Below are 24,021 nucleotides of genomic sequence, written 5' to 3'. Positions count from 1 at the left end.
TATTATTTGGATTGGTTGATTTCTACTTTGGTAACGCAGTTTTGTGAATCGTCGAAATTAAGTTTCACAGTTTGTATTACATTATTTTTATCAAATTGTAAACCGGCGCAATAAAGGTAAAAGTTATTGATTTTACTGTCATTCACACTTACAGTTGCGTTTTCGTTATTGCACAAATACTTATTCAGAAGATAGTTGTAATTCAGATTAAAACTGTTTCCGTTGGCGATCTGCTGAAGACGGTATTTAAAATCGTTATCCATCTTCTGATAATTATCTTCAATTTTCAGTTCTGCATCATCCAGTTGATCATAGGCAGGTAAAATTGTAATTGCATGCTGGATGGGTGCTGTATTTTCGTCTGTGGAAAGTGTGACAACATAATTTCCAGGTTTTGAATAAGTAAAATAAGCGAGTTTGTCTTTTGAATCGATATTTCCTGTCTCCCCAAACCTCCAAGTAAATTGTTTAGCGTCTGAAATAGCTTTAAACTGTACATTTTCAAACTGCCGCGCCTGTGAAACGGCATCGATCCTCGTGAACGAAGCAACGCTGTCATTTTTGACAGCTTGCTGCTGAGAAACTAAAATTCCGAAGTTTTTAGAATATTTATTGTCAATAATCAAAGTAACCTGATAATAGCCTGGTTTTTTATAGAAATGTACTCCATTTGATTTATCTGAAGTGCTTCCGTCACCAAAATCCCATCTTTTTGTTTTCGCAAAAGCGGTTTTGTCTGCAAAAAACAAACTATCACTTACATTCACCGTTTTAGGATAAACTTCTGCAACAATATCGTCGGCAGAATTTATCGTTTTTTTCTGGAACCATAATGCAATCAGTGCCGCAATGAGCAATGTCGCAATAACACCGATAACGATGTTTGTTCTGTTTTTCTGAAAATAGTTCATAATAAATTTTTATAATATAGTTTGTGTTTGTTATTTGCGGTTGTTATAAGAATTTCTGCGGTCGATGAGCTGATCTTTATTTTTTTGAAAGCCAATAGTACATTCTTCGTACTCTCTTTCGTATTTGATCACGTTTTCTTTTTTCTTGGCAAGCCATTTTTTGTCTTCAAGAAACATTTTATAGAATTCAGCAATTACGGGATATCCCACTTTTCTGTCATCATTAATACTTGCGTTCTCAAAAGAATTTTTAATTGTGCTGATATCATAGTCAATCTGACTTTCCTTCACCGGATCGGGATTTTTTTCTGACAGCGAAGCTATTTTGGCAAAAGTACTATCCACAATGGGTTGTGTGATTTTTTGCTGAATATCAAATTTATTTTTTTGTTCTAAAGTCTGCACCTTCAGTATATCTGCCTCTGAAAACGGCGATCTGAAATGATTTAAAAATATAATACCCAAAAGTATAAGCGCCAAAAAAAGCATCAGAATTAAGTACAAAAACTGATAGCGTTTTTCCTGTTTTGATAATGTAATGTGAGCCTGCATAGTTTAATTTTAAAAAATTAACGTCTCCGTCCTGTAAAAACACGTGAAGGATCCTTTCTAAGAGCACCAATAATCTGCTGATCTTTGTTCTGGCAATTATTTAAAAGCCTGAGAATTGACTGCTCATCATTATTAGCAGTAATTATATTGCTTTTAAGCAAAAGCATCTGATCTACTTTTTTGATGAGAACATTGTAGTGTTTGAAATTTGTTGCGCTGTCTTCACCCATGATGGCTTTTGCTTCACGCATTTTGCGCATAACAGATTCACGCAGATAAAAGTCATTTTCCACCTGATTTGATCCCAGAAGTGACATGTTGTACTGAATACTGTCAAGAGAGATTTTAAGAAGCTGATTTTTGTTGAGAAGTTCTTCGTAATCCCTTACTTCTTTGGCAATACCTGCTCTTTGTGTATCATAACTTTTGAAAAAGAAATAAACTGCTGTAAAGGAAACAGCAGAGAGAACAATAAATGAAATAACAAATCGCAAGATCCCTGTGCGAACGTCACTTCTGTTTAGTTTTTTACTATTGTAAACAGACATATTATGTATTTGGTTTTTTGGTAGCTGAAAATTATAAAAAAAAAACAAACTCACAAAAAAAATTATTATTAATTATTGTTTTCATGGAAGATTTATCTTTTTAAAAAGTATTTAATAAAGTTTTTTCTATGGATTTCGCAGATTTTTCTTAATTTGTGCTCACCAAACCACAGAAACATTAAATGAATAAAATTATCGCCAGCACCGTTCGGTTTTCTATTGCGGACAGTGATTATTACTTTAAAAAAATAATGGTAAAATCATTGTTAGACAATCCGTTTTACATGTTGCTGAACGACTGCAACAATGGCCACGAGTTGATTAACAGAATTTACCGCCGTCAGGAAGATGTCTTCATTATTGAGCTTTTCATGCCAGTCTTAAGTGGTCTTGAAGCCATTAAAATCATCCGTAAAAACAATACCGAAACCCCCATCATCACCTATTCCGGGATGTACCAGGAAGATATTGCAGAGATTCTATCCGAAATCCCGAATGTTTACTACTGCCAGAAAAACAGTCTGATCATTAGAGATATCATCAAAGGCATGACAAAAGCGGAACTCTTCGACTATGCTGCTTATACAGAACAATGGAAGCAGCAACCGCTATCTGTACAGGAATATATGACGAGGCAAAAAAACAGTCAGGATGAGCTTTCACCCTCAGAAATACAGTTGATGAAATTCTGCTATGAAGGCTTCAGTAATAAGGAAATAGGAGAAAAACTGAATCTCAGCACCCGCACAATCGACACTTACATCAACAGACTTACAGAAAAACTGGGTCTTAAAACCAAACTGCACCTCATCCGATTCTGCGTAGAGAACGGATATTACAACAGCAGCATGTAATAATTAAAGAATATTTCACATATCCTTCACCTCATATTCATCTTGGAAAACTAAAAATATTTTTCACTAATTTGCTAATATTCAATTTTTTTAACTAAATTTGCACACCTAAAATTTAAAATTATACAGGAAATGACAAAGGCAGAATTGGTAAACACCATCTCAAATAAATTGGGAACAGAAAAGAATGAAACACAGAAAGTTGTAGAGGCGTTTATGCAAGAAATCAGAACTTCTATGTACAATGGTGATAATGTTTACTTAAGAGGTTTTGGATCATTCATCGTTAAAACCAGAGCAGCAAAAACGGGAAGAAACATCTCTAAGAACACTGCAATCGAAATACCTGCACACAATATTCCTGCTTTCAAGCCATCAAAATCTTTTGTGGAGAAAGTAAAAACTAAAGTTGCAGTAAAATAAATTAATAGAATATTAACTAGTTATTAAAAAATTAAAATTATGCCAAGCGGAAAGAAAAGAAAGAGACACAAGGTAGCGACTCACAAGAGAAAGAAAAGAAGAAGAGCGAACAGACATAAGAAGAAATAATCTCCGTCGGGATTTATAATATAATAATATAGTTGGTGTTTTATTTTTATAAATAATCACCGACTATATTTTTGTTTGTGCAAAGTGTGATACTGAGGATATTGAAAAAATTCGTTAAAGATTTTTCAATAATTTAACAATTTTATTAGTAATTTTAAAAATTAAGATTTCTAAAAAATCCTCAATCTAAAAAAATATCTTACAACAAAATGAAGAAAGAACTGTTGGTTTCGCATGAAGACGATTTTACCAAAATTGCTTTGCTGGAAGACGGAAAACTCTGCGAACTTCATGAGGAAGAAGACAAAAATGACTTTGTAGTAGGCGACCTGTTCATCGGAAAAGTAAAAAAGCTGGCTCCGAATCTTAATGCAGCATTTGTAAACATCGGTTACGATAAAGATGCATTTCTGCATTATCAGGATCTTGGGCCACAGTTTCTTACCTATAAAAAATTCCTGAAAGACAGCATTTCGAAAAAACAGAGTTCTTCAAGTCTGAAGAATTTTGAAATTCAACCCGAAATCGACAAAAACGGAATTGTAGACAAAGTAATTGCAAAAGATGACATCGTAATCCTGCAGATTACCAAAGAGCCAATCTCTACAAAAGGCCCCAGAATTTCTACACAAGTATCTCTCACAGGACGGTTTTTAGTACTTATACCTTTCGACAACAAAATTTCGGTTTCCAAAAAAATCAGAACTACGGAAGAAAAAGAACGTCTGAAAACCCTTATTGACAGTATTAAACCTGAAGGTTTCGGTGTTATTATCCGTACTGTAGCTGAGGGTAAAAAAGTTGCCGATCTTCATAATGACATGAATCAATTGGTTCAGAAATGGGAAAGCACTTTTAAAAACATTCAGAAAAATAAGGTTCCTTCAAAGATCCTGAGCGAAGACGATAAAGCGTCTGCAATCCTTAGAGATAATTTTAATCAGGACTTTGTGAATATCATTTGTGATGACGAACAGATGGTTTCTGAAATGAAGGCATACCTCGAAGTCATCGCTCCGGAACGTAAAAACATTGTGCAGTTTCACGGTTCACACATTCCTCTTTTGGAACATTACAACGTAGAAAAGCAGATGAAACAGAGTTTTGGGAAACATGTAAATATCCCAAGCTCGAAAGGTGCTTATCTGGTAATTGAACATACTGAAGCTTTGCACGTGGTAGACGTGAACTCCGGCAACAACATCAGCCTTGGAAACACCGCCAACCGCGAGCACGCCCTAAATGTCAACAAAATGGCTGCTACAGAGATTGCAAGACAGCTTAGGCTTCGTGATATGGGAGGGATCATCGTTGTTGATTTTATCGACATGACGAATCCCGAGCACAGAAAAGAGCTATACGAGCATTTCCGTAATGAAATGAGCAGAGACAAGGCCCGTCATAAAATTCTTCCTCCGAGTAAGTTTGGACTGATCCAGATTACCAGACAAAGAAACCGCCCCGAAAAACAGATTGAAACCAGCGAAGAAAACCCGAATAAAGACGGTGAAATCGTTGCACCAATCGTAATCGTTGAAAAAATGGGTGATACCCTGAGAACGATTCTACAAAAAGAAAAAGGAAAACTCTTCCTGCATGTACATCCATTCGTGGAGGCTTATCTTACGAAAGGAATTAAAAGTATTCAGATGAAATGGTTCATCAAGTACAAAAAATGGGTAACAATCATCCCAAGAGACTCTTATAAATACCTTGAATACAAGGTTTATAATTCTAAAAAAGAAGAGCTCGCAAGTTACTCGAACTAAGCAAAATCTACAATCCGTCTCTCATTTGAGACGGATTTTGTTTTGATCTGCATTTTCCGTCAAATGCTTCAGTTCAAATTTAATTTATTATATCACGATTGCAACCGAAATCCTGACCTGTTACACACAGAAAATTGTGATTGAAATTGCTTCTTTTAAAATCCAGCAGACATGATCACTCAGCTTAAACAAAATGGTTTTGGAAACTCTTTTTCATATTAAAGTTAAATGTATTTTAAGTTTACCTGTTTAAATTCCATCAAAATTTATTTCCCCGATCCTACAGGCTCTCAGATTAGAACCGAAAATATTTTTAAACCTGATTTTAGACCTGTGTTTTTGTAAAAGCTATTTTATTCAAAGAACTCAATTTTTAAATTACATAGAATTAAAATTAAATTTTGCTAATCTTGAAGCACAAAATCCAACATGCATATCCATTTTAGCATTAATATAACAATCTTTTAAAAACCTTTTATTAGAAAGCTTTTGCATTGTGATTCAGAATTTATATTTTTCCTTTATCATTGGTTAAATATTAAAATATACCATAATATAATTATTTTTATATAATATTTTTATTAAATATTTGCCAATTAAATAAATTTTATTAATTTTAAAAACTTCTAACGCACACCTAGATGAAATCAAATTTAATAATCTTTGATCAGCCTGCAATCTACGCAGAAGGTCTTTCTAAACTTCTCTATCAAACAAAATTTATTAATCAAATTCAGGTTTGTAGTTGTCCTTATAACCTACAGGAATATCTGAAGACCGGCGAGTTTGATTTGCTGATGTTCAGCTCGAATATGATGGTGTTATCTGAAATCTATCAGGTTACTGAAGAGATGAAACAAAATAATCCCCGCCTGAAAATTATCATTATAGGAAACGATTACGACGTCACTTCCATCCGGAAACTTTTCAACAAAGGAATTACAGCTTATCTGGACAAAAGAAGTTCTTTTGACGAGTTTACAGACTGTCTGCAGGCTTTGGCAACCGGAGAAATTTTCCTTTGCTCTCAGGCCAAAGAAAAGATGATCAGTTTTGTAAGCAACGGCAAAAATTTCGAAGCTACCCAAGCGAAGGATTCACTCACAAAAAGAGAAACAGAAATTCTAAAACTGATCTGCGACGGTCTTAGCAGTAAAGATATTTCCGGGAAACTTTTCATCAGCATTAACACTGTGGAAACACACAGGAAAAAGATTTTGACCAAACTGAATGTGAGAAATTCTGTAGGAATCGTAAAATACGCACTTGAAAACAATATTATAGAATAGATGCTTTTGTTTTTTAAAGCTTACTCAACTAAAAAAGTCAAAACCATTTTGGTTTTGACTTTTTTTTGAAGTATGAAATTATTGTGTTTTATTCCCAATCCGGCATTTCTGCGTCGGTGAAAAGAACTGCACGAGGATAATTTCCGTTGGTAGCCGTGAGGGTAATTTTAATAACATTTCGCACAGAAATATTATCGTTTGAAGTATTCACCAAAATTACCTCAGCATCATTAGGCGAAAATCTTGGATCGAGGTCATTCGTTCCATTCACTTTTTGGCTCATCGCAGAAATATCCTGCTGTGTATTGTTATCAAAATCATAGATGAAAATTCTGGAATCAAGCTGTCTGTACTGAACGTTTTCAAATCCTGCCATATCCCTCGTGTAAAGCAGTTTCTTGCTGTCTGCAGAGAAATTAAGACCTCCTGCTCCACCATTTACTCCACTTAAAACACTTTGAATTACAGTTCCTGACATATTAATGATGAAAACTTTCACTCCATATCCGCTGAGATTATTGGTTTTTAGGGCGATTTTACTTCCGTCATAGCTCCAGTCGCATTCGGAAATAAGGCTGCCATCTGCAGTTGAGTAAATCTGAGTAAGGCCTGTACCGTCTGAATTGATTCTGTACAGTTTATCAAAATTGGCGTAGATCAACTGACTTCCCACTTTATTCCATGAAAAATCAATTTCAGCATTACTAAATCCTGTTGCCGGAAGCGTTGTCACCTGCATCATATCTGAGCCATCCCTTCTGGAGGTAAAGATCTGAAAATTACCGCCTACATTTCTGAGAAAAGCTACTTTGTTGGCATCATTATTCAATCTTGGTCTGAAAGAATTTTGTGAACTGCTTGTTAGGTTAAAGTTCGTATTGGATTCATTGGCAGAAACAATGTGATAATTTCCATTCGAATCTTTTTTCACGTAATGAAATCTGTTGGTAGGCGTCACAACGGTTTTAAATTGTCTTGTTTCACTGAAAACCTTAGGATTTACCCCATCTGAAACTGCTACCTGCCAGAAATAGGTATTGTTGTACTGAAGATTGGTAACGTTATAATTTTTTACTTTAATCCCGTTGATATTCTGAACTACAGTATTATTGGCATTTTTCAAAATTAAATCAAATTTCAGGCTGTCATTTTCGGGATCAGTTGCCGTCCACGATAAATTGAGTGATAACGGTTGCTCAACAGAATTGTCTGCCGGACTTACCAAAAGAGGTATTGAAGGTGAAGAATTTAAACTTGAATCATCCGACATCTCAAAAACTACAGTTACGGTCTGCCCGTCATTTTTCAGGTTAATTCCCTGATAATTGGTTACATAACCCGTGTATTCCGCTTTTACAGAATAATCTCCGACAGGAGCATCGGTAATGGTAAAACTTCCGTCTGTACCTGTAAAAACTGTAGTTGTGGTAGGGCTGGTAGAAATTTTCACATTGGCAATCGGATTGTTGGTTCCTTTTTTTACAACGGTCCCTTTGATGACTGCTTTGGTGCTTTCACCTACAAGATCTTCGCTGCAGCTTGCCAAAACGCCAAGCATTAAAATCAATATATATTTTAATATTTTTTTCATGGATTTACTGTTTTTAAAGGTTTTGCAGATTTTCGGTTGAGGTAAACATTAAGTCCCAAACCAATTCTCACACTTTGATCTTTTCTTGTTCCCTGCACCTTGAAATCCCAATCATCGTTGAAGCCAAGATCGTACTGCGCATTCAATCGTACTGCAAATGTGCGGTTGATGAGGTATTCAAGACCTCCACCAAACTGAGATTTGAAGTAATTTTTGTCCCTGTAAAATACAGAGCCTACACCACCATAAGCATAAGGAGTGAGTTTACTTTTTGGGAGAAGCATGTATTCAACATTTGCATCCATAGCAATTGCCCGTCGCCAGAAGATATTTTTATTTTCAAAAATGAAATAACTTGCATTTCCGTCGATATTAAAATGGTCACTTACGAAATATTTTAAGCCACCTTTTATACCGGGATGCATTTTAGGATTTACATAATCACCACGAATCTGAGTTCCTTCTGCCAATCCGTACATCGACACTTTTGCCCGCTGATTGTCTGCTAATTTTTTACCTAAAACATTCATATCGTTGTCGGTCTGCTCAACATTATAATCAGTAATCAGTTTGGTGAATTTATTGGGATCCTGAACTGTACTTCCCCAGATATTATCTCTCACGCCTTCTACAATCAAACCATAAACTGCTTTTTCAATAGCTTCTGTAACGGCAAGATGCACCGGTTCGTTTTGGGTAATTCCTACCTCAGCTTCCATTAATCTTTCCGTATCAACATACCGGAAAAAACTTCCGCTGATGGCTGTAGAAAGAATGGTTTTTGAAGTGTAAACAGTTTTCAGAATTTCACCACTTTGCGTGGAAACCGCACGGAGATAGACCGTGATTCTGTCCTGACGGTAATTTGTAGAAGCTCCGATTCCGAAATATCTTGCTCCCAAACCGCCTGTAACGACGTTGGTATCGTAAGAAATTACACCTCCTTCAAGAATAATTCCTGCATACAAAAGCGGTGGAAGGTTTCCCGATTCATTGATCTGGCCAGGCATATATTCTTTTCTGGTAGACCGGATAATCTGTCTTTCATTTAAAAGGTTTCCGATATTCTCTCTTTCAATAGGTCTGAACCATCGGCTGTCTTCCAATGCTTTGATGAGAATAGTAGTTGTTCCCTGAGGAATTGCCGTACTCCAGTTGGCTCCGTTATCAGCAGCTTTATATTGACCCGTCTGATCACGGAATTTATAAACTCCCACCACCACTTTATCGTTGGGTTCCGGTAAGTTTTTTATTTTTGAAGTAAAATTGGTGGTTTCACCTAAAGTAGATTTCTCGCTGTGGGAGGGATAATTCAGTAACGAATTGCACCCAATCATTACCAGAAAAAACACAGGTAATACTACCCAAAATTTTGGATATTTGTATGTTGTTTTCATGGTAAATTAGTTTTGTCCGGGAATTACAATTTCAGATTGTTCGCCGGTGCTTGTGTTCAGAATTTTAATCAAAAGACCTCCGTTAGCCTGTGTTACTTCAAGATACATTGAGCCGAAAACGTACGTGCCCGGTTTCAGTTCGCCCTCTCCAAACTGATTTCCAAAAAGTTTTGTGGACAACTGACTTAAAAGCTGTCTGTTTAAACTGTCTGTAAAGTTTGAAAGTGAATTTGAATTGGAAGACAATGATGAAAGACCATTATTGTTGTCAAATTGATTTTGTGCAGCCGCCGAACTCAGCAACCATTGATAATTGAATGTATCACCGCCGAAAGCGGGATTTATGGGTTTGTAAACCAGCTGTTGTCCGTTTACGGAAAAGCCGATTGTTGATAGAAATAATATTGTAGTAGTATAAAAGAGTTTCATTTTTTAAAGTTTTTAGGTTGAACTTCTTAACAATTCATTCTTTGGAAGAATCATTTCTTTGAGAATCTCTAAAGTAGTCTGAGCTTCCTGATTCATCGCTTCCTCATCCGGAGATGTGTTGAAGAGATAAATTTCCTGCTCGTTGTACAATACGGAAATTCTGGTACTCTGTCCTAATCCTGGGATCTCAATGATTTTTACAGTGCCGGGAAATTTCTCATCGGTCTGCAGATACTTCATGTAAAACTGATCGTAGTAGTACTTACCGTTTCTGCTTCTGGTATCGTCTATGGTAAGCCCCGCTAGCTCGATATCGTTTTCAGATAATGATTTTGTACTGTTCTGAGCAATTTTTTCCGGTCGTATCTCTAGACTGTCTTTAGAAATCACCTTATCGCTTTCTTCGTCTTTGATAAAAAGAAAAACCTTGAGAACATCCTGTTTGTCGAGGTTGGTTTTCACCTCAGAAAGTTTTAAAGTTTCTTTTGGTTTTACGACAAATTTGCCTTCCTGTTTGTTGGAAGAGGTGTTGCCACTGGCTCCTCTTTTAATTGATAGCAGAATATAATTTATTGGGTAATGGAAATCTGATTGATTTTCTGCTGTAGCAATTATATTGTAAAGACCGTCTGCGCTTTCTGTAATTATTTTGGCTTGAAAGCCTTTCTCAGTTTTAGTCTGTGAGAGAAAATTACAGTAAAAAAGTATTGAGATTATCCATAGAAATTTAATTTTCATTATTAATAATTTCTGATAAAAATAATCATGTTGTTGTCTCTGATATTGATTTTCATATTTTCTGAGATGCTGTTGCTGCCCACCATATCCACATAGTTTTTGTTGCCTACGGAATTGATGGTTGCCTCACTGGGTTTGTTGGAAGTATTGATGAAAACTGTTTTATTTTCATTCCCAATCTGGCTTATAGAAACCTGCTTAGGATTAAGATCATAAATCTGCACTTCATTATTGTTCCCAATCTGCACAACATTTGAATTGAAACCCGTTGCTGCATTCACAGTAGAATTGCCTACACCAAAAAGCTGTAATACATTCTGAGAATTAAGCTCTTCGAATGAAATATTTTTCTGTGCCTTAAAAAAAGTGCAGAAAAAAAGCAGTGTTGATATGTAAGCCAGTTTTTTCATTTCAAAAAAATATAATGTATAGGAGATTGCTCTCCTATACATTTGAAGAAACTCTAATAGTTAGATTGTGTTACTACAATAGAATTTCCACTACCTTGCTGTACTCCGATATGTGATTGCGTTGTGTTGTATTGAAATACCTTAGCATCGTTTAGGCTACCCCCTTGAGTAGTTGACAAATAGTTGTTGTCACCTTTTTGCTCTGCATAAGATTTGTTATCTGTTCCATTCTGGCTAACGGTAAGATTATTTAAATTCCCAACGTGCTGATAAGTTCTGGATTCGTTACCGCCAACTCCTGCTTGTGTAACAGTAGCAGTATTATTAGAAGTCCACTGGTATGACCATGCTTTATTTAAATCACCAGAATTTTGATTCATGGTTAATGTATTATTGTTTCCAGATTGATCACCATGCTGAGTTCCGTTGGTTCCGTAAGCATTTTGTGCGGCAGTATTGGCATTACCAATTTGGTATAAATTACTTGTATTTGATTCACCACCCTGAATTTGGTCTGCTTTATTCGTATCTCCTCTTTGATAAGCCATTACTGTGTTGCCAGATCCATTCTGAGCCTGAGTAATACGGTTGTCTACAGAATTAGCTAACGCCCCTTTCTCTTGTGTCGCAGTTGCAGAATTGGTCATAGAACCTGTCTGAATCTGAGTCTGCGAAATCGTACTTTTAGGAGTGTTCCAAGCTACACCCTGATCAGTTTGAGTAGCTACGGCAGTGTTCATAGAATTGTACTGACTTTGCACTATCATACCGTCTCTACCACCAGTCTGTGTAGCGGTACTGCTGTTGTTTTTTCCCCAATATTGATTTTGAGTAATGTCAGCATTAGTAGTAGTTTGTGTAGCCTTTACTGTGTTTTTTTCCGCTAAAGACGTTGCAGTAGAGTACTGATTTTGAGTAACTTCATTGGCCCAACCATTTTGATATGTATTTGCGTCGTTATGATTAAAATACTGCTTAGTAGTATTTTCGTTACCTGATTGTCTTTGAAAAACAACTCCTTTGTTATTATCTCCACTTTGCACAAAGTCACTGATATTCTTTGAACTGTTAGGATTTATAGTTCTTCGTTCCTGAGTAACATCTAATGTATTATTACTTCCACTTTGATTAGACTTACTTTCATTACTTAAAGCCTGAGCATACGTAGCGCTCACTGCTAATAGTGCAAAAGCACCGGTTACTAATTTTTTCATTTTTTTTTAATTTTTTATGGTTTTAAACTTCTACAAATCTACTTTTCCCAGCTATGCAAAAAATCATGTCTAAACGGTAAATTTTAAAAATCACTGTTTCAGTTACTTATTACAAAGATTTCAGTCATACCATAGTAACGGTAAACCGTTATATTTTTAACCGTAGAAATACGGTACGTTATTTGAAAAACTTTATCTCGGATTTTCTATCTTATATTATTATTTTTACCCTATGAAAAGTTTCGGAAAAGACCTTTTAAATAAAATTAAAAAGACAGAGCTCAGCGGTGAATATGCACATGGCATTTTTTCACCCCCATCACGTCCTGTTTTTACCTACGAGCAGGTTTTAGAAAAAAATCCAAAATTTGCAGCTGTCAATATTGTGATTTATTTAAAAGATGATGAATGGTATTTTCCACTTATTCAACGTACAGAAAATCAAAGAGACAGACATAGCGGACAAATATCTTTACCGGGAGGAAAAAGAGAAGAACTCGACAGAGATTTTGCCGAAACAGCCATCCGCGAAACTTCCGAAGAAATAGGTTTGGAAAAACCTTACGTAAGAATTATCCGTGAAATGTCACCAATTTACATTCCTCCGAGTAATTTTTATGTTTATCCGTTCATTTCCTATTCCAAAAGAAATCCCGAATTTATTCTTCAGGAAAGTGAAGCTGTGGAAGTGATAGAATTTCCTATCTCTTCATTTTTAAATTTACCCGATACACCCGAACTGATGTCGCTTGATGCCGCCGGCGGGAAAGAAGTTCCGGTAATCAATTTCAACGGATACATCATTTGGGGTGCAACTGCAATGATATTGAGCGAATTCAGCCAATTACTTAAAAAAATGTAACTTTGCACAATCGTTTTTACTGAAGCATGGCCAAAAAAAATATATTTACCGATGCATTCGGAACTCCTTACTTTTTAAAAAGGATTATCATCTTTATTCTCGGTATCGTTTCCTATAGAAGATTTAATGGTTTTAACAAACTTAAAATCACAGGAACAGAGCATTTGGTGGATCTTCCGGATTCCAATGTACTTTTTGTATCCAACCATCAGACCTATTTTGCTGATGTGGCTGCAATGTACCACGCATTTTGCTCGGTAAACAACGGATATTTAGATACCATCAAAAACCCAATTTACCTTCTTAATCCCAAAATCGACTTTTATTACGTAGCTGCCGAAGAGACAATGAATAAAGGGATTTTACCTAAAATTTTCAAAGTTGCCGGAGCAGTTACCGTAAAAAGAACCTGGAGAGCAGAAGGAAAAAATGTCAACAGAATGGTAGACCTTACAGAGGTTGACAACATTATGAAAGCTTTACAGAATGGCTGGGTAGCTACATTTCCGCAAGGTACAACGGCTGCTTTTGCTCAGGGAAGACGTGGAACCGCAAAACTGGTGAAAAACCAGCGACCGATTGTAATTCCAATAAAAATAAATGGCTTCAGAAGAGCGTTTGACAAAAAAGGGCTTCGTGTAAAAGTAACCGGAGTAAAACCAACCATGGAATTCAAAGCGCCACTGGACATTGATTACGACAAAGAAAATTCTCACGACATTCTTCTCAAAATAATGACTGCTATTGAGCAGACCGAAGATTTCAACATCCTTCACACCTACGATGAAGAGCTGAAAGCAGCTAAGAAATCGCAACAGGATAATTCTTAAATTTTAAAAAAAAATGAAAAAAATATTCTCAGTTTTTCTGATACTCACTTTTCTCATTTCCTGTAATACGCAAAAAGCGTTTTCAGAATTCGACTTTAGCTACTCCAAAAGTGGCGGGAAATTGTCTGCCTACGAAAATCTTTTGATAAAAGACAACAAGGTCTATTATTCACTTGAGTCTAATGGGAAGAAAACCAGAAAAAAGTTTAAAATTACTGATGCTGAACTTCAGAATATCGACAAAGTTTTAGGTGAAAATCAATTCAGAAAAATCATTGAAGACCGAAAAAAAATCTACGACAAACCTGCAGTGATTATTACTGTAAAAAAAGGCGAAAACTCCGGAAGCAAAACAGACGCAAGCCTCATAATGGCTGTAGATCAGACCAAATGGGAAAATGTAGTAGAAGTTTTCCAGAAAATCATAGACAACAACGTAAATAAGACAAAATAATTTTGAAAACCCATTTCATTGCCATTGGTGGAAGTGCGATGCATAATTTAGCCATCGCTCTTAAAGATAAAGGATATCAGGTAACCGGATCAGACGATGCTATTTTTGAACCTTCAAGATCAAGACTCGAAAACAAAAATATTCTTCCCGAAGAATTGGGTTGGTTTCCGGAAAAAATCACTTCGGATATCGACGCTGTTATTTTGGGAATGCATGCCCACAACGATAATCCTGAACTGGCAAAGGCAAAAGAATTAGGTTTAAAAATATATTCTTATCCTGAATTTCTTTACGAACAGGCTAAAAACAAAACCAGAGTTGTCATCGCCGGATCTCATGGGAAAACTACGATTACATCAATGATTTTGCACGTCCTCAATTTTCATCAGAAAGATGTAGATTACATGGTTGGTGCACAATTGGAAGGTTTTGACTGTATGGTAAAACTTACCCAAGACAACGATTTTATGGTTTTGGAAGGTGACGAGTATCTATCTTCTCCTATTGATTTACGTTCAAAATTTTTATTGTACCAGCCAAATATCGCCTTGCTGAGCGGTATTGCATGGGATCACATTAATGTTTTTAAAACGTTTGACGATTATATCGAGCAGTTCAGAAAATTTGTAGCAAGCATTACGCCTGGTGGAGTTTTGGTTTATAATGAAGAAGATGCCGAAGTCGTAAAAGTAGTGGAAAATGCTGAAAATTATTTCAGAAAAATGCCTTACAGAACTCCTGAATACGAAATCAGCAACGGAAAAGTTTTACTCAAAACCGATGTGATGGGCGATGTTCCGCTTTCTGTTTTTGGAGCTCACAATTTATTAAACCTTGAAGGAGCAAGACATATTTGCCACACTTTAGGCATTATGGATGAAGAATTCTATGAAGCAATCATGAGTTTTAAAGGTGCTTCAAAACGTCTGGAGAAGGTGGAAAGAAATGACGGCGGAACCCTTTACAAAGACTTTGCACACGCACCAAGTAAAGTAAAAGCTGCTGTAAAAGCGTTCTGCGAGCAGTTTAAAAATGAAAAAAAACATGCTTTTCTTGAGCTTCATACGTATTCAAGTCTGAATCCTGTATTTTTGGAGCAATATGATCATGCGATGGACGGATCGGAAGATGCGGTAGTTTTTTATTCTGAAGACGCTTTGAAAATCAAAAGGATGGAAGCTATTTCTCCTGAATTGATTAAGGAAAAGTTTAAAAATGAAAATCTGAAAGTCTTTACAAACGCTGAAGATCTTCATGAGTACTGGAATACTTTAGATAAAACCGAAGGTGTTTATATGATGATGAGTTCGGGGAATTTCGGCGGACTTGATTTAACGAAATAAGTTTTAGATTTTAAACCATTAAGGTTATTAAAATTTTAAGATAATTGATTAAGATTGTTTGAGTTTCATCAAAGATGAAAATTAAGTTATATGTAAATCAATTAGTATTGATAATTAATAGTTCGAACTTATTAAAGTCTAAATTTATATAAAATTCAAAATCCTTTTCTCATTTGAAAGGGATTTTTTCGTTAAAAGATTCGCAGTCCTGAATAAAATTTTTTAAAATAACTTCCGTAAAATCTTTACTGTATTTTTGAATGGACTGTCCCAGCCAAAGATTGACAAATTCGGCATTTTTGGCTTCTCTTGCAGCGGTTCTGAATGCACCGGTCAGTTTGTTCATGTAAGGATACGGAAGGATGTAAGAAGACTCATCCAGCGTTTTTGTAAAAGTATTTTGAATTCCCCGCGCAAATCTTCCGGAAAAAGATTTCGTCAGAATAATCTCGTCCTCTTTTACTTTAAACAAACGGTGTTTTTCAAAATCTTGTAGGGCACTTTCCTGAGAAGCCAAAAGCATACTTCCAATCTGAAATCCCTGAGCTCCCAAATCTTTTGCAGCATTTAAAGTCTGGGCATTATAAATTCCGCCTGCGTAAATCAGAGGAACTTTTACCGCATCAAAAACCTGCGCTAGTAAAGAAAAACCGCCAATCTGCGGAATATTTTCATCATCGAAACTTCCACGATGTCCACCAGCTTCCCAACCCTGAACACAAATAATGTCGATTCCGGAATTTTCAAGCTCTTTTGCTTCCTCAATAGAAGTGCAGGTTCCAATGACAAGGACGTTATTATTTTTTAGTTTAAGAATACTTTCAGAATCTAAATTTCCAAACGTGAAACTTAAGATTCTGCATTTTTCAGAGATTACTGCATCAATCTGTTCGTGGTAAGAATTTAGTTTAATATCGTCAAAATCAGGTAACTGAACTTGAATATTATTTTCTAAAGCGAAATTTTCCAAAAACATTTTAGTTTTAGAAAAATCGCTTTTCAGTTTTTCATTAACCTCAGGAATTTGATGAACGAAAATATTGACGGCAAAATCACGATTGGTGAGTTTTTTCGTTTTTTGAATTTGTTCTAAAGATTTTTCAGCGGACAAATCTGCCAAAGCCAAAGAACCAAGACAGCCAGCAATATTCGCTGCCGCAGCCATTTCCGGAGTACTTACCCCAAACATCGGCGCCTGAATAATTGGAAATTGAGTACGAAGTTTCTTACTGAGATCGTTTTTTAAATGCATAAAAATCGGTTTCAGTAAAATTAAAAATTTTAAATAAGAATTTCTTGGGTTTAAAATTAATTCTCGGAGTTGGCAACAACCCGGTTTCTTTCTTTTGCCAACATTACTATGGAAATTGCCCCCATAATCATCATTAAAAATAATTGCAGCGGTAGAGATATAAATGAGTAAGTAATGCCCAATTCGCCACCTGCATCGCCATCTTTACCCATGGCGAGAAATAGCGTCATAAAACCATATTTCATGGCAAGATTAAAAGCACCAATTCCTCCGCTGGCAGGAACAATCATTCCTAAAGTACCGACAACAATGATGAAAAAGCCATCAGCAAAGGTAAAATCAGAAGTTTCCGGAAGAGCGAAACAAACCAGATAGGCTGCAAAATAATAGGAAATCCAAATAGCCAAAGTGTAGAAAATAAATTTTCCTTTTTGCTCTAATTTTGAAACGGAGGCAATCCCCTCCCAAATCCCTTTGGCAAAATTAATGAGCTGTGCTTTTTTAAATTTAATCAAATAGACCACAACAGCCACAAAAAGTATAGCCACAAAAATTTTGACAGTCATATAGAAGAATGCAAAATCCTGTACCCCAATCTTCATCAAAAACTCTTCGAAACCGCTTGGAATGTGTTTTTCTGTAGTTGTTTCTTTTTTAGCAGTGACGTAATCATAAAAAGAAATAATGGTATCAAATTTAAAAATTACCGTTAAAAGAAGGAAACCCATCATACAGACAAGATCTATCACTCTTTCCAAAATAATTGTGCCGACAGATTTGCTTACAGGAACTTTTTCGACTCCATACAAAGCTGTAGCACGAGCCACTTCCCCACTTCTTGGGATGGTAAGATTCATCAGATATCCGAAAGAGATGCTCCACAAAGCGTTTGCACTGGAGATTTTGTGACCCATCGGCTCCAACAGCAGATTCCAGCGAACGGCACGAAACCAGTACGCCAACAAACCGAAAACACCGGCGAAAGCTACCCACCAATAATTTGCTTTGGACAGGGATTTTTGAATAGCCTTAAAATCAAGTCCTTTTGTAGCATACCATAAAAAGAAAGCTGCAAAAGCCAATGAAATAAGGATCGTTGTAAAACTTTTGAGGGGACTTTTTTTCTTCTCTTCCATTCGTTTTAGGTAAGAAGATTTGTTTTTTCGTCAGGAAAAACAATTTTTGGCTGGAAATCCCTGGCTTCTTCAGGGCTCATCTGAGCATAAGCAATGATGATGATAATATCGTCACGCTGTACTTTTCTTGCTGCAGGACCATTCAGACAAACCTCTCCGGATTTTCTTTTTCCTTTGATAACGTAAGTGTCAAAACGCTCGCCATTATTCACATTTACGATATAAACCCTCTCTCCTACTACCAATCCGGCAGCATCAATAAGATCCTCATCAATGGTAATACTTCCTATATAATTAAGGTCTGAAGCTGTAACTCTTACCCTGTGAATTTTAGATTTGAAAACTTCTATAAACATGGTGCAAATTTATTAATAATTTTCCAAAATGTAACTCTTTATAACCAGTCAGAAAAGATGATTTTAAACTTATTATAATTAATGAAAATTAACCTATAATACAGTTATATTAAAAGATTTTCAAACATATTTTAATATTCATTAACAAATTATACCGATTTAGGATTTAATAAATTTATAATAAAATTGAATACAATCTGTAAAACATTATGTTTAGGGCATTTGGCACAATTTTAGCCGCTGTAAATGCGTATTTTTCGGCAATTTTCAAATTAGCAAAATGTAACGAATTTTTGAGTTTTATGAAAATTTCAATAAGTTTTATCAAAAAATTTGCACAATATGAAAATTGTATTAAATTTGCTTTTATAACAAACTAACTTTTAATATTACAAATTATGAACAAGTCTGAATTAATCGACGCAATTGCAAAGGATGCAGGAATTACTAAAGTTGCAGCAAAAGCTGCTTTAGAATCTTTTATGACCAACGTAACTTCTACGTTACAGCAGAAAGACGGAAAAATCTCATTAGTAGGTTTCGGCACCTTTTCTGTAGCTGAAAGAGCTGCAAGACAAGGAATTAACCCTGCTACTAAGATGCCAATCAAAATCGCTGCCAAGAAAGTAGCTAAGTTTAAAGCGGGTGCTGAGCTTGCTACTGCCGTTGCCGGTGCAAGTGATAAGAAGAAGAAGAAATAATCACCTGATTATAAAAAATTAACCTCATCGTTTGATGAGGTTTTTTTGTGCTGTAAAAGTAAAAATTAAGGAGCCAAACGTGAAATTTGCCAGTCTAAGTCTTCCAACCGGTATATAATTCTATCGTGTAAACGGTTGGGTCTTCCCTGCCAGAACTCAATTTCGTAGGGTTTTGCAATATAACCGCCCCAGTTTTCGGGTCTGGGGATTTCTTTATCTTTAAATTCCTCCTGAAGATTTTTTAGTTTTTCTTCAAGAAACTCACGGTTGGGAATAATTTCGCTCTGAGGTGAAACCGCCGCTCCCAACTGACTTCCTTTTGGTCTGGAATGAAAATATCCGTCGCTTAAATTCTCAGCAACACGCTCTAGATCTGCTTTAATGATAATCTGTCTTTCCAGTGACGGCCAGAAAAAATGAAGACAGGCTTTATGCGTTTTCTCAATAGACTTTCCTTTTCGGCTGTCGTAATTGGTGTAAAAAACAAAACCTTCGTGACTGTAAGATTTCAGAAGAACCATTCTGCTCCTCGGGCAACCGTCTGCTTCTACCGTAGACACAGACATTGCGTTGGATTCTGATACCGCAGGATTGTCTGTAGCCTCCAAAAACCAGTCTCTGAACTGCTCAAAAGGATTTTGTTTAATCTCATTTTCAATAAGTTGTGATTTTTCGTAAATTTTTCTCCTGTCGTGCAGATTTTCCATAAAAAATTTTTATTACATTTGAGTATGAATTACGCTTACAAAGGTAAAATATTAATCTCTACACCTGATATTTCGGGCGATATTTTTTCCCGGTCTGTGGTGCTCATAATCGATCACGATGAGAGTGGAAGCTTTGGGCTTATTCTCAACAAAAAAAATTCCAAAATAAGCACACGGTTCAAAAGCCTTTTTGAATTTAAAATCGATGTTTACGATGGCGGTCCCGTGGAAAATGATAAGGTTTTCTTCATTATCAAAGGTGAAAAAGTTACCGAAAACTATTCCGAAATTACAAATGAGTTTTATCTTACCGAAGATGTGGAAAATGTAATCGCCTCTGTTTTGACCAACAAACTCAGCGTGAATGATTTTAAGATATTTTCAGGATATTCCGGCTGGTCTGCAGGTCAGTTGGAGAATGAAATATCAAACAAAGTCTGGACAGTTGTGGATGTTTATAATCTGGATTACACGCTGCCAAACGATCAGACTTTGTGGAAATCTATTATGCAAAATCTGGGTGGTGAATTTCTGCTTTGGGCTAATTCGCCTGAAGATATTTCAATGAATTAGATCTACAATAGATTGAAATTCAAATATTAACATTTTTTTAAGTAGTTTTTAACGCAGTTTTAAGAAAGGTTTCACGTTATTTGGATAAATAAAATTCTAATTGGAATGAAGGCACTTAAACTTTTTGGCTGTGCTCTTTTTGCAGCATCTTTTTTATCTTTCACACCTCCCAATAAGAAAATCATCATTCTTGATGCAGGCCATGGAGGAAATGATCTCGGGACTAACAGAGAAAATATTTTCGAAAAAGATCTGGTTCTGAATATCGCTCATGAAATCGTAAATCTCAACAAAAAGAATGAGAACTATGAAATCATTATGACGAGAACTGCTGATGAAAATATTTCCTTAGCAGAGAGAACAGAAAAAATCAACCGACTGAATCCTGCTGCCGTTATTTCACTCCACATAAATAGCACTGCAAAGCCTGAATCTCTAAGATCAGGACATGAGATCTTTACCCAATCTTCTGAAGAATCAAAAAATTTAGCGAAAATTATTTCTAAAAATCTTGGTGAATGTAATATCGAAGAGAAAAATCTTCATATATTAAGGGAATCGAAATCTCCTGCTGTGTTGGTTGAGCTAGGCTTCATCAACAGTACAAAAGACAGAAAATACCTGTCGAGCGAAGAGGGACAGAAAGAGGTTGCGGCTAAGTTTGGAAAGATTTTCAGCGATTTATAAATTTAAAAATACAATTCTGACCAGCTCAGAAAAAAACCCGGTAAAGGACTTGAAACGTTGTTTACCGGGTTTGTCAATTATCAGAAACCAGCTTTCCACTGATTTACCAATGCTGTAAATCTTGAGTTGGTGAAGGTTTTATTTCGAATTTTTCCGACTGAAAAAATTCCTTTTTCATCGGAAATTAATAAGATCTCTTCCGCTTTTTGAGATTCGAAAGCAATCATTTCGCTTTCCTGAATCGTTACCAGTTTATTTTTATCTAAAAACGTTACAAAATTTTCAAGCAGCGGCGAAATGTAAGCACCTTCCGTATGTTTTGGGATTTTAATGGTGTCTTCTTCCAAGAAAAGAAGATTTCCCAATGTGGTTCTGGCAATTCTCTTATTGGGATTCAGAAAAATCACATCATCCAAATCATTTTCTTCAGCGTAAATGCTTCCATAAATATTTTCAGGAGAATGCACTCTGATATTGCTTAAAAGATTGGTGTTGACGTTGATTTCTTTAATCAGATCCATTTCAAGTGACCGTTGATGAATGTCTAAAACATCATTCACTTCCGAAACTTCGTAAAAATAAGAAACGGAAGATTTTGAAAGCGTTATTCCATCATTATTTCTGAAAGCCAAAAAATTGATGATTCCGTTTGGTACAGATTTTCCCTGAATAACTTCGGTATTGAAAAGATTCTGAAAAAACTCTAATGTATAACTTAAAGGAATATTAAGTCTCATTTTCCGCATGGATGCCATTAAAAAGAAATAGCATTCTTCATCGATAATCAGCTTGGAATTTCTGATAAAAAAAGAAACTTTCACGGCATCACCCAAAGTAAAAGCTCTGTTGGCTTCTTCCATCGCACCGGAAGTAAAAGTATAATTTTTCAATTTTTCTTTGATTTAGCTAAAAAAATAATGAACGATAAATCGTTCATCAGTTTTATCCATTGATATTTTATTCTTAAGCAGCGCCTAATTTTATTCTGAGATTTTCGATCAGATTTTCCCAGTACATTGCGTTTTCTTCCTCATCTCCTTCTTCGCAGAAATCGGTAATATTAAGAGCTAAATCTTCTGTAATATCATCAATTGTAATGGTCATTTCAAAGAAATTTTTGGTTCCTTCATCCTCTTCCCATCTGAAACGCACAAAACCTTCAGGCTTATATCTGATCAGCGTAGCCTTTTCAGCAGGACCACCGCCCCAGCTGAAAAAGAAATCGTCTCCCTTCTCTACCACATCCTCTGCAAACCATTCTGACAAGCCCTCTGCTGTAGCCAGATATTCATATAAAATCTCTGACAGACAGTGCATTGGAAACTCATAATGGACTTTATTTTTCGCCATATATTCTCTGTTTTAATCGTGTCGCAATATATAAATTAATTTTTTTATTTAACAAAACAGAGGTTACTTTTTTATAAAAGGTTTATGATTTTTATCATAACACTTTGCAAAGCTTTTACTGACGGTTAATTTTCATTTAAAGCTTCCAGAATAACCGCACATCCTTCCCTGATTTCATCTTCAGAAATCGTTAATGGTGGTGAAATTCTCATGTATTCATTTCTGTAAAGCTGCCAAAAAACAATCAGACCTTTTTCCATGCATTTTTTAGCAATATGAATTGTGAAGTCAGGTGAACCTAAATTTACGGCAAGCATTAAACCTTTACCGTTGATATTCTTAATTTTAGGATGAACCAGAAGTTCTCTGAAAAGTTTTTCTTTGGCATCAGTCTCATTCATCAAACCACTTTCCAGAACTTCTTTTAAAGTAACGTGACTTGAAGCTGCAATCAGCGGATTTCCTCCGAATGTTGTAATGTGACCCAGTTTAGGTGAGTGAGACAACGTCTCCATAATTTCTTTGGAAGTCATAAAAGCACCTACCGGAACGCCACCGCCCATCCCTTTACCCATCACGAGAATATCTGGAACAATTCCAAAATGTTCGAAGGCAAATAATTTTCCCGTTCGTCCAAAGCCCGGCTGAATTTCATCTAAAATTAAAAGAGCACCAACTTCTTCACAACGTTTTTTAAGATTTCTAAAATAGTTCTCCGAAGGCATCAGAAACCCTGCTGCTCCCTGAATTGTTTCGGCAATAACACAAGCTGTTTTATCCGTGATTTTAGAGAAATCTGTTTCATTATTAAATTCAATAAAATTCACCATCGGCAGCAATGGTCGGAATTCTCTTTTGTGATATTCATTTCCTGCAACAGAGAGTGCACCGTGGGTATTGCCATGGTAAGCGTCTTTCATGGAGATAATTTCCTCTCTTCCGGTATATCTTTTTGCTAATTTTAAAGCACCGTCAATGGCTTCTGCACCACTGTTGACAAGGTAGGTCACTTCCAAAGGATCAGGAACGGATTCTGCTAAAAGCTGACAAAGCGCAACCGGTTTTTCCTGAGCATATTCTCCGTAAACCATGACGTGAAGGTATTTTTCTGCCTGCGCTTTAATGGCACTGACGACTTTCGGATGAGAGTGCCCCAAAGTATTGGCAGAAACTCCGGCTACAAAATCAAGATATTTTCTGCCGTCGGTTCCGTAGATGTAACTTCCTACTGCTTTTTCAACTTCAAAACCTGCGGCAAACTGCGTAGTCTGTGCCTGATATTTAAAAAATTCCTTTTGCATGATTTTATTTAAAAATGGTTGGGCAAAGATAATAAGATTGGGAGGAAAGTGTTTTAGAAATTGGGAGATAATAAAAGCTCCGAGATTGGTTTTTTAAAAGAAAAGCCGCACGAAAGGATTCGTGCGGCAGCGGAGATGGCCATACTGCTTTAGGTTGTATTTGGGTCATCTCATTCAGTATTTTTGAAAATGGTTGACCAATATAGTTTGCTTTA

Annotated in this window: 27 protein-coding genes; 11 read left to right on the top strand and 16 right to left on the bottom strand. The window is 35.9% G+C overall.

Annotated elements, in window-relative coordinates; all coding sequences use genetic code 11:
- Positions 1-2 precede the first annotated feature (2 nt).
- From AC2A1G_RS00925 to tssO (AC2A1G_RS00915), 3 genes are read right to left on the bottom strand one after another with little or no spacing between them, the layout of a single operon-like run.
- Entirely contained in the window at positions 3-911 is a 909-nt protein-coding gene (locus AC2A1G_RS00925; RefSeq protein ID WP_484045077.1) for a PKD domain-containing protein, read from the bottom strand.
- A 30-nt stretch (positions 912-941) separates the two neighbouring features.
- A complete protein-coding gene (tssO, locus tag AC2A1G_RS00920) occupies positions 942-1,463 on the bottom strand; it encodes a type VI secretion system TssO (protein WP_484045076.1) in 522 nt (173 codons plus the stop codon).
- Between the two features lie 17 nt (positions 1,464-1,480).
- Complete coding sequence (gene tssO, locus AC2A1G_RS00915) at positions 1,481-2,011, bottom strand: type VI secretion system TssO (RefSeq protein ID WP_484045075.1); 531 nt, start codon at positions 2,009-2,011, stop codon at positions 1,481-1,483.
- Positions 2,012-2,193: 182 nt separating this feature from the next.
- Between tssO (AC2A1G_RS00915) and AC2A1G_RS00910 the strand changes: the two genes are divergently transcribed.
- The 4 genes from AC2A1G_RS00910 (at position 2,194) to AC2A1G_RS00895 (ending at position 6,475) form a co-directional block, all read left to right on the top strand.
- Positions 2,194-2,865, top strand: coding sequence for a LuxR C-terminal-related transcriptional regulator (locus tag AC2A1G_RS00910; protein WP_484045074.1), 672 nt, complete (start codon positions 2,194-2,196; stop codon positions 2,863-2,865).
- A gap of 84 nt (positions 2,866-2,949) precedes the next feature.
- The gene (locus AC2A1G_RS00905) at positions 2,950-3,288 is read left to right on the top strand and encodes an HU family DNA-binding protein (protein WP_228417183.1); all 339 of its coding nucleotides are present in this window, start codon (positions 2,950-2,952) and stop codon (positions 3,286-3,288) included.
- A 338-nt stretch (positions 3,289-3,626) separates the two neighbouring features.
- The gene (locus AC2A1G_RS00900) at positions 3,627-5,186 is read left to right on the top strand and encodes an Rne/Rng family ribonuclease (RefSeq protein ID WP_484045073.1); all 1,560 of its coding nucleotides are present in this window, start codon (positions 3,627-3,629) and stop codon (positions 5,184-5,186) included.
- A 641-nt stretch (positions 5,187-5,827) separates the two neighbouring features.
- A complete protein-coding gene (locus AC2A1G_RS00895; protein ID WP_484045072.1) occupies positions 5,828-6,475 on the top strand; it encodes a LuxR C-terminal-related transcriptional regulator in 648 nt (215 codons plus the stop codon).
- Positions 6,476-6,563: 88 nt separating this feature from the next.
- Here AC2A1G_RS00895 and AC2A1G_RS00890 read toward each other — a convergent pair whose 3' ends face one another.
- Genes AC2A1G_RS00890 through AC2A1G_RS00865 form a run of 6 tightly spaced genes read right to left on the bottom strand, consistent with a single transcriptional unit; the run spans position 6,564 to position 12,254 of the window.
- A complete protein-coding gene (locus AC2A1G_RS00890; protein ID WP_484045071.1) occupies positions 6,564-8,066 on the bottom strand; it encodes a carboxypeptidase-like regulatory domain-containing protein in 1,503 nt (500 codons plus the stop codon).
- Positions 8,063-9,463 (bottom strand): CsgG/HfaB family protein, encoded by a 1,401-nt coding sequence (locus AC2A1G_RS00885; RefSeq protein ID WP_484045070.1) that lies wholly within the window; start codon positions 9,461-9,463, stop codon positions 8,063-8,065. Before AC2A1G_RS00885 ends, AC2A1G_RS00890 begins: the two co-directional genes overlap by 4 nt.
- A gap of 6 nt (positions 9,464-9,469) precedes the next feature.
- A complete protein-coding gene (locus AC2A1G_RS00880; protein WP_484045069.1) occupies positions 9,470-9,892 on the bottom strand; it encodes a curli assembly protein CsgF in 423 nt (140 codons plus the stop codon).
- Between the two features lie 12 nt (positions 9,893-9,904).
- Positions 9,905-10,630: a CsgE family curli-type amyloid fiber assembly protein gene (locus AC2A1G_RS00875; protein ID WP_484045068.1), complete on the bottom strand. Its 726-nt coding sequence runs from the start codon at positions 10,628-10,630 to the stop codon at positions 9,905-9,907.
- A gap of 2 nt (positions 10,631-10,632) precedes the next feature.
- Complete coding sequence (locus tag AC2A1G_RS00870; protein ID WP_484045067.1) at positions 10,633-11,040, bottom strand: hypothetical protein; 408 nt, start codon at positions 11,038-11,040, stop codon at positions 10,633-10,635.
- Between the two features lie 53 nt (positions 11,041-11,093).
- Positions 11,094-12,254, bottom strand: coding sequence for a hypothetical protein (locus tag AC2A1G_RS00865; protein WP_484045066.1), 1,161 nt, complete (start codon positions 12,252-12,254; stop codon positions 11,094-11,096).
- 232 nt (positions 12,255-12,486) lie between these two features.
- On the opposite strand from AC2A1G_RS00865, the gene AC2A1G_RS00860 reads away from it, so the two are divergent.
- Genes AC2A1G_RS00860 through AC2A1G_RS00845 form a run of 4 tightly spaced genes read left to right on the top strand, consistent with a single transcriptional unit; the run spans position 12,487 to position 15,743 of the window.
- Positions 12,487-13,116, top strand: coding sequence for an NUDIX hydrolase (locus AC2A1G_RS00860; protein ID WP_484045065.1), 630 nt, complete (start codon positions 12,487-12,489; stop codon positions 13,114-13,116).
- A 26-nt stretch (positions 13,117-13,142) separates the two neighbouring features.
- Complete coding sequence (locus AC2A1G_RS00855) at positions 13,143-13,946, top strand: lysophospholipid acyltransferase family protein (protein ID WP_484045064.1); 804 nt, start codon at positions 13,143-13,145, stop codon at positions 13,944-13,946.
- A 13-nt stretch (positions 13,947-13,959) separates the two neighbouring features.
- Complete coding sequence (locus tag AC2A1G_RS00850) at positions 13,960-14,400, top strand: hypothetical protein (RefSeq protein WP_484045063.1); 441 nt, start codon at positions 13,960-13,962, stop codon at positions 14,398-14,400.
- Positions 14,401-14,402: 2 nt separating this feature from the next.
- On the top strand, positions 14,403-15,743 hold the full coding sequence (locus tag AC2A1G_RS00845; RefSeq protein ID WP_484045062.1) for a UDP-N-acetylmuramate--L-alanine ligase: 1,341 nt from the start codon (positions 14,403-14,405) through the stop codon (positions 15,741-15,743).
- Between the two features lie 169 nt (positions 15,744-15,912).
- On the opposite strand, the gene AC2A1G_RS00840 is transcribed toward AC2A1G_RS00845, so the two are convergent.
- Genes AC2A1G_RS00840 through panD form a run of 3 tightly spaced genes read right to left on the bottom strand, consistent with a single transcriptional unit; the run spans position 15,913 to position 18,487 of the window.
- Entirely contained in the window at positions 15,913-16,995 is a 1,083-nt protein-coding gene (locus AC2A1G_RS00840; protein WP_484045061.1) for an NAD(P)H-dependent flavin oxidoreductase, read from the bottom strand.
- A 56-nt stretch (positions 16,996-17,051) separates the two neighbouring features.
- Positions 17,052-18,131 (bottom strand): lysylphosphatidylglycerol synthase transmembrane domain-containing protein, encoded by a 1,080-nt coding sequence (locus tag AC2A1G_RS00835; RefSeq protein WP_484045060.1) that lies wholly within the window; start codon positions 18,129-18,131, stop codon positions 17,052-17,054.
- Positions 18,132-18,136: 5 nt separating this feature from the next.
- Positions 18,137-18,487: an aspartate 1-decarboxylase gene (gene panD, locus AC2A1G_RS00830; protein ID WP_056033595.1), complete on the bottom strand. Its 351-nt coding sequence runs from the start codon at positions 18,485-18,487 to the stop codon at positions 18,137-18,139.
- A 398-nt stretch (positions 18,488-18,885) separates the two neighbouring features.
- On the opposite strand from panD, the gene AC2A1G_RS00825 reads away from it, so the two are divergent.
- Complete coding sequence (locus AC2A1G_RS00825) at positions 18,886-19,188, top strand: HU family DNA-binding protein (RefSeq protein WP_262151677.1); 303 nt, start codon at positions 18,886-18,888, stop codon at positions 19,186-19,188.
- Between the two features lie 65 nt (positions 19,189-19,253).
- Here AC2A1G_RS00825 and pdxH read toward each other — a convergent pair whose 3' ends face one another.
- Positions 19,254-19,895 carry a pyridoxamine 5'-phosphate oxidase gene (pdxH, locus tag AC2A1G_RS00820; protein WP_484045059.1) on the bottom strand — a complete coding sequence of 214 codons (642 nt, stop codon included), beginning with the start codon at positions 19,893-19,895 and terminating at the stop codon, positions 19,254-19,256.
- Between the two features lie 24 nt (positions 19,896-19,919).
- On the opposite strand from pdxH, the gene AC2A1G_RS00815 reads away from it, so the two are divergent.
- Together AC2A1G_RS00815 and AC2A1G_RS00810 are read left to right on the top strand one after the other, a co-directional pair.
- On the top strand, positions 19,920-20,468 hold the full coding sequence (locus AC2A1G_RS00815; protein WP_484045058.1) for a YqgE/AlgH family protein: 549 nt from the start codon (positions 19,920-19,922) through the stop codon (positions 20,466-20,468).
- Positions 20,469-20,573: 105 nt separating this feature from the next.
- Positions 20,574-21,155: an N-acetylmuramoyl-L-alanine amidase family protein gene (locus AC2A1G_RS00810; protein WP_484045057.1), complete on the top strand. Its 582-nt coding sequence runs from the start codon at positions 20,574-20,576 to the stop codon at positions 21,153-21,155.
- An 80-nt stretch (positions 21,156-21,235) separates the two neighbouring features.
- Here AC2A1G_RS00810 and AC2A1G_RS00805 read toward each other — a convergent pair whose 3' ends face one another.
- The 3 genes from AC2A1G_RS00805 to AC2A1G_RS00795 all read right to left on the bottom strand — a co-directional run bounded on the left by AC2A1G_RS00805 (position 21,236) and on the right by AC2A1G_RS00795 (position 23,806).
- The gene (locus AC2A1G_RS00805) at positions 21,236-22,015 is read right to left on the bottom strand and encodes an aminotransferase class IV (RefSeq protein ID WP_484045490.1); all 780 of its coding nucleotides are present in this window, start codon (positions 22,013-22,015) and stop codon (positions 21,236-21,238) included.
- A gap of 103 nt (positions 22,016-22,118) precedes the next feature.
- Positions 22,119-22,505, bottom strand: a complete 387-nt coding sequence (locus tag AC2A1G_RS00800; protein ID WP_056033608.1) for an START-like domain-containing protein — start codon at positions 22,503-22,505, stop codon at positions 22,119-22,121.
- Positions 22,506-22,630: 125 nt separating this feature from the next.
- Positions 22,631-23,806 (bottom strand): aspartate aminotransferase family protein, encoded by a 1,176-nt coding sequence (locus tag AC2A1G_RS00795; RefSeq protein WP_484045056.1) that lies wholly within the window; start codon positions 23,804-23,806, stop codon positions 22,631-22,633.
- Positions 23,807-24,021: the final 215 nt, after the last annotated feature.

This window comes from Chryseobacterium sp. HNCC26DJ240, from assembly GCF_057180485.1.
Note: the sequence above shows the minus strand (reverse complement) of the source record. Positions and strands in the feature narration are given on the sequence as shown.